This is a genomic window from Streptosporangium amethystogenes subsp. fukuiense (genome assembly GCF_042665875.1).
Taxonomy (GTDB): Bacteria; Actinomycetota; Actinomycetes; order Streptosporangiales; family Streptosporangiaceae; genus Streptosporangium; species Streptosporangium fukuiense.
Window position 1 is genome coordinate 6,210,018 of the sequence record NZ_JBHTEE010000001.1, and the last position, 9,587, is coordinate 6,219,604.

At 68.4% G+C, this 9,587-nt stretch carries 11 protein-coding genes; 3 read left to right on the top strand and 8 right to left on the bottom strand.

Annotation, left to right across the window (positions count from 1 at the left end):
- Nucleotides 1–36: 36 nt before the first annotated feature.
- Together ACFQVD_RS26940 and ACFQVD_RS26945 are read right to left on the bottom strand one after the other, a co-directional pair.
- A complete protein-coding gene (locus ACFQVD_RS26940; protein WP_343981756.1) occupies nucleotides 37–168 on the bottom strand; it encodes a hypothetical protein in 132 nt (43 codons plus the stop codon).
- Entirely contained in the window at nucleotides 165–608 is a 444-nt protein-coding gene (locus tag ACFQVD_RS26945; RefSeq protein ID WP_343981753.1) for a helix-turn-helix domain-containing protein, read from the bottom strand. The genes ACFQVD_RS26940 and ACFQVD_RS26945 overlap by 4 nt, the downstream gene beginning before the upstream one ends.
- A gap of 799 nt (nucleotides 609–1,407) precedes the next feature.
- Between ACFQVD_RS26945 and ACFQVD_RS26950 the strand changes: the two genes are divergently transcribed.
- Complete coding sequence (locus ACFQVD_RS26950) at nucleotides 1,408–1,779, top strand: hypothetical protein (protein ID WP_343981750.1); 372 nt, start codon at nucleotides 1,408–1,410, stop codon at nucleotides 1,777–1,779.
- A gap of 9 nt (nucleotides 1,780–1,788) precedes the next feature.
- The gene (locus tag ACFQVD_RS26955; protein ID WP_343981747.1) at nucleotides 1,789–3,198 is read left to right on the top strand and encodes a tyrosine-type recombinase/integrase; all 1,410 of its coding nucleotides are present in this window, start codon (nucleotides 1,789–1,791) and stop codon (nucleotides 3,196–3,198) included.
- A gap of 473 nt (nucleotides 3,199–3,671) precedes the next feature.
- Here the strand turns inward: ACFQVD_RS26955 and ACFQVD_RS26960 are convergent, their stop codons facing one another.
- The 4 genes from ACFQVD_RS26960 to ACFQVD_RS26975 all read right to left on the bottom strand — a co-directional run bounded on the left by ACFQVD_RS26960 (nucleotide 3,672) and on the right by ACFQVD_RS26975 (nucleotide 6,653).
- Nucleotides 3,672–4,610, bottom strand: coding sequence for an NAD(P)-dependent oxidoreductase (locus ACFQVD_RS26960; RefSeq protein ID WP_343981745.1), 939 nt, complete (start codon nucleotides 4,608–4,610; stop codon nucleotides 3,672–3,674).
- Nucleotides 4,611–5,011: 401 nt separating this feature from the next.
- The gene (locus ACFQVD_RS26965; protein WP_343981742.1) at nucleotides 5,012–5,317 is read right to left on the bottom strand and encodes a DUF2470 domain-containing protein; all 306 of its coding nucleotides are present in this window, start codon (nucleotides 5,315–5,317) and stop codon (nucleotides 5,012–5,014) included.
- 87 nt (nucleotides 5,318–5,404) lie between these two features.
- Nucleotides 5,405–5,914, bottom strand: a complete 510-nt coding sequence (locus ACFQVD_RS26970) for an FABP family protein (RefSeq protein ID WP_343981739.1) — start codon at nucleotides 5,912–5,914, stop codon at nucleotides 5,405–5,407.
- An 82-nt stretch (nucleotides 5,915–5,996) separates the two neighbouring features.
- On the bottom strand, nucleotides 5,997–6,653 hold the full coding sequence (locus ACFQVD_RS26975) for a LysE family translocator (RefSeq protein WP_343981735.1): 657 nt from the start codon (nucleotides 6,651–6,653) through the stop codon (nucleotides 5,997–5,999).
- Nucleotides 6,654–7,024: 371 nt separating this feature from the next.
- On the opposite strand from ACFQVD_RS26975, the gene ACFQVD_RS26980 reads away from it, so the two are divergent.
- Nucleotides 7,025–7,387 carry a DsrE family protein gene (locus tag ACFQVD_RS26980; protein ID WP_343981731.1) on the top strand — a complete coding sequence of 121 codons (363 nt, stop codon included), beginning with the start codon at nucleotides 7,025–7,027 and terminating at the stop codon, nucleotides 7,385–7,387.
- 47 nt (nucleotides 7,388–7,434) lie between these two features.
- Here the strand turns inward: ACFQVD_RS26980 and ACFQVD_RS26985 are convergent, their stop codons facing one another.
- Complete coding sequence (locus ACFQVD_RS26985) at nucleotides 7,435–8,151, bottom strand: type 1 glutamine amidotransferase (protein ID WP_343981728.1); 717 nt, start codon at nucleotides 8,149–8,151, stop codon at nucleotides 7,435–7,437.
- Nucleotides 8,141–9,427 (bottom strand): MurT ligase domain-containing protein, encoded by a 1,287-nt coding sequence (locus ACFQVD_RS26990; protein ID WP_343981725.1) that lies wholly within the window; start codon nucleotides 9,425–9,427, stop codon nucleotides 8,141–8,143. Before ACFQVD_RS26990 ends, ACFQVD_RS26985 begins: the two co-directional genes overlap by 11 nt.
- Nucleotides 9,428–9,587 lie beyond the last annotated feature (160 nt).

The following is a 9,587-nucleotide window of genomic DNA, read 5'->3' on the forward strand; positions in this document are numbered from 1 at the left end:
GGGTCTGGTCGATGGCACGGCCAGGCCCGCACAAGGTCAGGAGGTGAAGGGCTCTCGGTCGGCCTCACGGTCCAGCCGGCGCAGGTCCTCGCAGCGGGCGAACACGCCGATGACCAAGTACGCGGCGCCGTGCTCCTGCATCTCGCGGGGACTCAACGGGGCGCTCACTTGTCCGCCTGCTGGGCCTTTTCCTGCGCCTCCATCCACTCGATGACCTTGGACTTGCGGCACTTCAGCCAGCGGCCGTGCTTGAAGAAAGGCGGACCGTCGCCGGCAGTGCGCATGTTCCGCATGGTGCTCGGCGCGGTGCGGGTGAGCTCGCACACCTCTTCGAAGAGGAGGTATGGATCCTCCTCGGTGATTACGGTCACATCGACCTCCGTTTCATTGTCTGAATATTCATACGACATGTCGACGAAAAGAGTGGCCACAGGTAGGCCAATAGCCTTCGCGATGGCCGCAGCAGTGGAGCGCGTACACCCCCGGCTGCCGGCAATCAGCATGGCCAGATACTGCCTGCTGACGCCGACCTGCCGCCCCAGACGCACCGTGTCGAGCCCGGCCTCCCATATGGCCTCGCTCAGCCGCTCACAGTTGCGGGGGCGCATCTGGGTTCGCCCTACCACGGAGCTCCGCCCCCTTCATCGTTCCGTTGTATGAATATTAAGACAGTATCGGTTATCGGCGGGACCTGTCCAGAGGTGACCAGAACTCACCTGCGGGGAGACCGGGACGCTAACCGTCCCGCCCTGATTTACTGCCCCCATCTAGTTGTCTCGGCTCTCATGCCGTACAACTTGACCGAACACTGTTGTCTGATCTCCCAGACAGTCAGTCAAGGAGGGAAGGAGAAGGAGCGCGATGACGCCGCCGCAGAGTGGTAGGACTCCCGGCAGCACCAACCCCCTCAGCCGCCTAGTCAGGGCATGCCGTGACGAGGCCGGGTTAAGCCTCCGCGAGTTCGCCGACAAGTGCATCGACCCGCAGAGCGATCGGGGCCTGCTGCACAACTGGATTGGCGAGCTCGAACATGGACGCCTGCCTCGGGCGCCCGAGATGTGGAGACTGCGGGCGCTCGCTGCCGGGATGGGTGTCCCTGTGCAGCAGCTTGCCGAGTTGTCCGCGAAGCAGTGGCTGGGCGTGGATGTCGCGGAGATAGTTACAGGTGAAAGGTCGTGGGTGGCAGTGACTGTACCTGAAGGGCTTACGCCGGAGGAGCGGGCTCGATTTGTGCGTCTAGCAGAAGATCTGGCTCGCCATATGAAGGAATGACAGTTTTGTAACGGGCTGGCCACAATCCGCTTACCCGTACACATGTTCTGGGTTTCGGACAACAAATCTTGAGCCAAAAGAGCAAGAATCGGCCTCTCAGTCAACAAGATGCACAGAGAGGCCAATGACGTCCTAATGTCTGCGCACCTCGCCATCCGCCTTGCTGACCCCAGTCGCCTCATTAACGGCCACGTCAGCAGCTTCTTTCAGGGCGGCCGATTCTTCTTCTTGGTCAACCGAAACCTGAAGGTAGACCCCGAGGTTCTACAGGAGCTCGAACACAAGGGAGGCCAGGCCATCCCGCGCCTGACCTCCCTCCTGGAACCCAACCGCCCTTACTGCGTTCGCTACTTCCTGGAACGCGACATTCCGGGCAACGAGATGACACACCTGGAAATCGGCCCGTTTCAAACTGACGTTTATGTGCACCCATCACTGATGCCACAGTCCGTCGCGGATGAACTCGCAGCTCATTCAACAGTGATGACCCCCCACATCCACCACTAGGAGCGGCCTGTGTCCACCAGCCAACGCGTCCTAAAAGCGTCGTACTCCAAACGATGCGGCTGCAAAGACCCCAACACAGGCAAACCCCTCGACTCAAAGTGCCCAGACCTGTCCAAACGGCGACACGGCACGACCGGCTTCACCACACGCCTCGACACCACCGCCCGACTCAACCGCCAGCTCAAGCGGTTCGGCTACCCCACACAAGCCGCAGCAGAAAAGGCATTCGACCATGTCGCCGACCTGGTCAAACTCGCCCGCGACGACGAGTTGATGCGCCGCCGCATCGGCGACCTCATCTTCGACACCAAGCGTGGCCAAGACTTCCCCGATGTCGAAACCGTGCGCCGCAAGCTGCGGATGGGCGTCGAACTCGCCGCCTCTGAGGGCACCGTCGCCGAACTGCTAGAAGACTGGTACAGCGGCAAACGCGCCAAGAAGGAGTCCTCACGGCGATCCTGGCGCCAACGCCTGGACCACTACCTGATCCCTCAGCTCGGCGACATCCCCCGCAGTCGTCTCCGTGCAGCGCACGTCGACAGCCTGTTCGACACGATCGAGGAGTGGAACAGCGAGATCATCGCAGCCAAGGAAGAGGCCCGCGCCCCCTACCTGGCTGGGGATGTGCGCAAGCGCAGCAAAGTTGTTGGCCTGCGGACTCAACACCACATCCTGCAGACGCTACGCAGCGCCTACAACTGGGCCGTCACCAGGCGCATGGTGGAGTTCAACCCGTGCCTCGGCGTGGAGCTGCCGCCGGCCGAACGCACCCCCGCCAAGGTGTGGTCGCCCGAGCAGGTTCGGCACTTCCTCCTCTTCGCAGCTTCTAGCGACGACCCGCTCGCCCTGCTCTACCGCATCGCGCTCCTGCGCGGCCTGCGCCGCGGCGAGGCGTGCGGGAGCCGCTGGTGCGACTTTGACCCTGAGGCGGGGCGCCTGCGCATCGTGCAGACCGTGCTCCAGCTCGGCGATCGCATCATCATCGACACCCCGAAGTCTCAGGCCGGCAAGCGCACCGTGTCGCTGGATGAGGAGACGACGCGGATGCTTGTGGAATGGCGTGCGGAGCAGCGGCGGCAGAGATTCGCTGCAGGGGCGGCGTACACCGACCATGATCTGATTCATGCCAGGCCGGATGGTCGGCCGGTGTCTCCGGAGCGGGTGACCGAGGGGTTCAAGGCGATGGCGCGCGCTGCGGGGCTGCCGGTGATCCGGCTGCACGATGGGCGGCACACCGCGGCGACGCTGGGTTTGGAGGCTGGGTTGGATATCAAGGTCGTCTCGGTGCAGCTGGGGCATGCGAACACGCGGATCACTCATGACCTGTACACGCATGTGCGTCAGGCGGTTCACGACGACGCGGCGGAGCGGGTGCTGACGCTCGTGCAGGGGCCGTCGTCGGAGGCGCAGGAAGCGTGATCGTTTACGCGGTGTTCCCATCCTGTTCCCATCGGCCCTGCTCGGAGGTGCGGGCGGGGCTGAGGGGTGGGCGGCGCCGGGTGCGGCGGAAAAACATTTGCTCTGGCAGGGCAGGGTTTGTAGTCTCGGGGCACGCCGAAAGGAGGTGGTCCGAACAATGGTTGATCATAGTTGGGCTAGCGAGGTGGCTGTCCGCTAGGACGCCGCGACCGGACTCTGTCCGGGCGTCTGGCGACGTTCGGCGAATCCACGACAATCACCGGAACCCCGGGCCGCCGGGGGCGGGCAATCCCGCCTTTGGTCCACCGGCCCTCCTGCTCAGCCAGGAGGAAGTGGCCCGGGGTTTCCCCTTCCGGCACTCTTCTTTCCAGTCCCTCCCCCGGGCAGGGACGCGCCTTTTCTCGTACGCCCCCCGTCAGGCCGCGGCGCACGAACCCGGGACCGTGACACCCCCGGGGCGAAGGGGCCTGAGGTCACCGCCGAAAGCCGGGGTTGGCGCAGTGCAGCGGGCTTTCCCCGCCCAGGATCCTGACGATGTCCTCGCAGATCATCCGGGTGTGGTTGATCTCGGTGTCGTAGGTCCCCGAGCCCAGGTGCGGGGTGAGCACCACGTTGTCCATGTCGGCGAGCGGGTGGGACGGGTCGAGCCAGTCCCCGGCGAACCTGTCGAGGGCCGCGCCGCCCAGATGGCCCGCCCTCAACGCTCCGACGAGGGCGTCCATGTCGTGCAGGGCCGCGTCGGAGGTGTTGACGAAGATCGCACCGGCCCTCATCGCGGCGAACTCCACAGCGCCGATCAGCGGTCCCGCGGACGCGTGGGCGTGTACCGAGACGACGTCGGCCTGGGCCAGCAGGACGTCGAGACCGTACCGGTTCTCCGCCGCCTCGGGGTCGTAGACCATGACGCGCATGCCCAGCCCCCTCATCCGCCAGGCCACCGCGTGGCCGACCGCCCCGTAGCCGATCAGGCCGACGGTCCGGCCCGCGAGCTCCCACGCGCGGTGCCGCCGGTAGGAGACCGTGCCATGGCGGCGGATCTCCCGGTCGCCGACCGCCACCCGGCGGGTCACCGCGAGGATCAGGGCGAGGGTGAGCTCGGCCACCGCGTCGGCGTCGCGCCCCGGGGCGCAGACCACGGGAATCCCCCTGTCGGTGGCCGTGCCGAGGTCCACGTTCCCCGCGTCGCCGCGGGCACAGCCCACCACGAGCAGGGGAAGATCCAGCACCGGGCCCGCGACCTCGTCGGACTCGGTGATGAGGATGCGCGCCCCGGTGTCCACGAGCTGCCGGGCGAGATCGGCGGCCTGGTGCGGACTGTGCTCAGCCGGGTCGTAGTGGACGTCGATCAGCTTTCTCAGACGGTCCCACTCCGGACCTCGCATCGGCGCCAGCACAAGGGCTCGCGGTTTCACCGCGCCTCCTTATTTCAGGAAATTTCAGCATCTGGGAGCTTTCCACGAATACTGCGATCAGTCCTGACATTGACCCGACTGTCACCAACGCCCCATCAGCCTCTCCTGTTTTCGGACTCGCCCCTTTGCAAGCTCCTCCAGCTGGAAGTTCCGGGTGAAAATCCATTCAGGGCGAGAAAGACCAGGAAAATCCCGCGAATAAGGTCATCCGAATAAAACCCCCGGCCGACGCCGTAATCACCGGCCCCGGCTCCCGACCGGCGTCTCCGGGCGGTGCCCCGAGGCAGTGGAAAGCGAAGGTCCGCGACCGGGATCGGCTCGGGTGACCGGTCCGCCGCCGATCCGCACCATCGCCGCGCCCGGCGTCGGCCGACGGGGTCCCGGACCGAGGTGACTCCCGGTCAGTGCTCGCCGCGGGCGGGGACGCCAAGGGCCGCGCAGGCGTCCCGATAGAGGCGGACGACCTCCGTACGGACCTGCGCGCGTTCGGTCAGTGTGGTGCTCCACGGAACCCGGACCGGAATCTCACGTCCGCCGACCACGGCGGCGAACTCGATCGCCTCGGCGTCGACACCGGTCGTCGTCGCGCCGGTGGCCTCGGGCTGCCCGCCGAGGCCCCTGCAGATCAGTAGCGCGTCGTCAGCGTGGTCGTCGTTCATGTGGCGCTTGATGGCCTCGACCGCTTCGGGAGGGAAGGGAGTGCTCATTTCCCAGAGCCTAGTCAGCGCCCCGCCTCCGCCACCCCCGGGTACGGGCAGGAGCGCTCATCGGGCGCCCGGCTCGCCTTCGGGGATTCACCCGGCGTCGGGAGCGAAGTCACCGACCCGCTTGAGCTCGGCCGAGATGTGGGACTGGAGCGGCTGCCCCATGGCAGCCATGTCGTACGCCCACATCAGGTTGCCGTTGACCAGGCCGTAGAGGCGGTGGCCTCCGGTGTACTCCTTGGCGGTGGCGGTGCGGGCCACCACGTCGGTGTGCAGTTCGATCTTGTGAAAGACCACCTCGCCGACGTAGACCTCCACGATGCCCGTGGGATGTGACAGGCACACCTCCAGCTGGCGCCCGGGGAGCTGGCGCCAGAAACCGGTCTCGACGCCCAGCGGACGGACCTTCTCGCCCGCCTCGTCGAGCAGCCAGGTGCGGCTGCTGTAGGTCAGGAACGGCTTGCCGTTGTGGCCGAAGACGATTTCCTGGCCGAAGTTGAAACTCTCGATCGTCGGATATCCCCCGACTCCGGCGCCTTCCCACACGCCCACGAGGAAGGCGATCGGCTCAAGATCGGGATGCAGTTCGGGAACGTCCATGGGTCCGAGCCTAGGCCCTGTCGCGCGACACTCGCCGTGGCGAGGGCCGGTCGGACGCTCGCCCGGCTCCGGCGCGGGCGCGTCAACGGCTCTCGACGGCCACCCGCAGGCCGAGGGTGACAAGGACCGTGCCGCTGACCGCGTCCAGCCGACGCCGGACCACCGGGCGGCGGAACCACGTGCCGGCCCGCCCGACCACGGCCGCCAGCGCCAGATACAGGAGGGTCTCGATGACCACCTGGAGCACGGCGAGCAGCGCGGTCGTGGCGAACAGCGGCCGGCCGGCCGGTACGAACTGTGGATAGAGCGCGATCATGAAGGCGGCGGCCTTCGGGTTGGCCAGCATCACCACCGATCCCTCGCCGAACGCCTTCCACCAGGTCAGCGCCGCCCCGGGCGCCGGGTCCGCGACCGCGACCTCCTCGTCCGCCCCGCTCGTTCCCCGCCCGCGCCACGCTGAGCGCCAGGCCCTGATCCCGAGGTACAGCAGGAAGCCCGCGCCCACCACGCGCAGGACGAGGAAGGCCACCTCGGAGGCGGCCACCAGGGCGGCGAGCCCGGCGGCGGCGAGCAACGCCCACAGATACAGGCCGGCCTCCAGGCCCAGCACCGTGGGCACCGCGCCGGAGAAGCCGCGCAGGGCCGCACGGCGCAGGATCAGCGCCATCGCCGGGCCGGGCGAGGCGGAGATCAGCACCACGGCCAGCACGAAGGCGGGCAGGGAGGATACGAGGTCCATGAGGGTCATCGTGGTCGTTCGCCTGCCGTCCGTTCAACGGGTTTCGCGGAACGCGGCGGCTGCGCGCCGCCGCGACCGAAACGATCACTGGACCGGGAGCCGTCAGGCCACGGGTGAGAGCGATCGGCCGCTCCGACGGCGCACGATCCACCGTGGCTTCCGCACATCCTGGTGCCGATCAGGATGTCCACGGCTCCCCCGAACCCATTGATCGTTCCCGGTCACGGCACCGGCAGGACGGCGAAGGGAGCGGCGGCGTGCCGCGCCGACCGGTGGCAGTGCGACGAGTGGGCGAGAAATCCGGGAAACACGGCCCGGAGCCGCCCTGATATGGTTCGCGCCCGCGAGGCGGACCCGCATAGGCTTCGGGCATGGCACGATCACTGGTGATCAAGGTTACCGCCGGCGAAGACTCACCCGAGCGCTGCAACCAGGCGTTCACGGTGGCCGCGGCGGCGTTGGCGAGCGGAGTCCCCGTCTCGCTCTGGCTGACCGGCGAGTCCTCGTGGTTCGCCCTCCCCGGACGGGCGAAGGAGTTCAGCCTCCCGCACGCCGTCCAGCTCGGCGACCTGCTCGACGCGGTGCTCGCCGGCGGCAGGGTGACGCTGTGCACCCAGTGCGCGGCTCGGCGCGACATAACGGTCGACGACGTGATCCAGGGCATTCGCATCGCGGGCGCCCCCACGTTCGTCGAGGAGGTCCTGGGCGAAGGCGTCCAGGCTCTCGTCTACTGAACGCGTCCTCCGGCCGCCCGGCAATGCCGGACGGCCGGTTTCCGGCGTCAGCCGGGTAGCACCGCGGCCAGGCGCTCCTCGCGGAGGCGCTCGAACCAGGAGTCGTCGATCGGCGGCAACTGGGCACCCACCGCCCAGGTGAGCAGCAGGTCGGCGAGGCCGGGGTTACGGGCGAGCGCCGGACCGTGCAGGTAGGTGCCGACGATCTTGCCGATGTAGCAGCCCTCGGTGCCGTCGCCGTTACCCGTGCCGACCGCCGTATGCGCCAGTGGCCGGACACCGGGTCCGAGCCGGGTGACGCCCATGTGGTTCTCGAAGCCGGTCAGCGTCGGGATGCCGAGCGCCGGGTCCGCCTCCCCGGCCAGTTCGCCGACGGCCCGGCCCGCGCCGCGGCCACTGGAGATGTCGATCAGGCCGATGCCGTCGACCGGCTGCCCCTCCTCGCCGCCGAAGGTGGTGCCCATGATCTGGTAGCCCGCGCACACGGCCAGCAGGGCCGCGCCCCGCTGGATGGCCCGGTGCAGGCCGCCGTCACGCCGAAGCCGCTCGGAGGCCAGGATCTGCGGCCGGTCCTCGCCGCCGCCGATCAGGTAGATGTCACCGCTCTCCGGGACCGGGTCGGCCGAGCGCACGTGCACGGTCTCGACCGGGATGCCGCGGCGCCGGGCGCGCTGCTCCAGGACCAGGACGTTGCCCTGGTCGCCGTACGTGCTCAACAGGTCCGGATAGATCCAGACAAGGCGTAGAGCGCTGTCAGACTGCACGACCGAACTCCGATCGAATCTGCTGGAAGGCGGTGTAATTGGCGATCACGTCGACCTTGCCCGGCGGTTGCGCGCCGAGCGCCTGCTCGAACGATCCGGCCAGTTGGAACGGCACGTCCGCCACATCCAGCCGGAGCGCGAGGTCGAGCCGCCGCTCGCCGGTCACGAAGACCGGCCGGCCGCGCAGCACGCGGTAGTCGACATCCCACAGCCATGAGGTGTCGCGGCCGTCGGGGCCCTGGGCGTTGACCGAGAGGATCACCGGCAGCGAGGAGTCGAGCACGTCGAAGGCCTCCAGCCAGCCGGCCGGGTTCTTGGCCAGCAGCAACCGGGCGTGCCGTCCGCCGCGCTCCACGGTGGTGTAACGGCCGGCGACCGACCTGACCTCGCGCAGCCGGGGCAGTGCCCGTTCGACCGGCAGCCCGAACGCCTCGGCGGTGGCCAGCGCTATCGCCGCGTTGGCCCGGTTGGCCCGCCCGGGGAGCTGGATGTCCAGCACCCAGCGCTGTCCGCGCGGGTCGATCACCGCGTCGTCGTCGAGCACCCAGGACGGCTCAGGCCGCCGGAAGGTGCACTCGCGGCAGGCCCAGTCGTTCTCCCCGGCCTGCGAGGAGGCACCGGAGCCGAGGCTGCCCGGCGGAACGTACTCCATGCCCTTGCGGTCGAGGGGGCCGCCGCACTCGGGGCAGCACCAGGAGTCCTCCTTCCACGGCTGCCCGGCCGACACCCAGGTGACCGAGGCCGCGGTGGAGGCGCCCCAGGTCACCAGCGGGTCGTCGGCATTGGCGATCACATGGGTGTTCTTGCCGGCCAGCGCCCGCCGCCACTTCTGGGCGAGCAGCCAAATCTCGCCCGCCCGGTCCATCTGGTCCCGGCTGAGGTTCATCAGGCAGATGACCCCGGCGCCGGTGGTGTCGATCACCTCGGGCAGGTACTTCTCGTCGACCTCAAGCACCCCGTACGGGGCGTGCTTGGCCGACGACAGCGCCGAGACGTGCCCGGCGGGCATGTTGGCGCCGAAGGCGTTGGTGGCGACGTCGCCGAGATCCGACAGTGCGGAGGTGATCAGGCGGGTCGTCGTGGTCTTGCCGTTGGTCGCGCTCACCAGCGCGAGCTTGCGGTCACGTGCCAGCTTGCGCAGCAGGTCGGGCTCCAGGAGCATGCTGACCCGGCCTCCGATCACCGACCCGTCTCCGCGTCCGGTGACCCGGGACAGGGTCGCGGCCGTCCGGCCGAGAGCGGTGGCGAGCTGCGCCCGCAGCGGAAGCTGAGTCATGCCGTCTCCTCGCGTGGCGACCGTTCGCGGGACGACCCGGCGGCCTGCCGGCCCGGCCGCGGAGCCGGAATCGCCGAATCGTTCATGCCGCAGATCTTAGCCGGGCTTCGGCACCCCAACCCCCGGGCGGCACGTCACACGCCCCGGCCGGTGCGGGGTG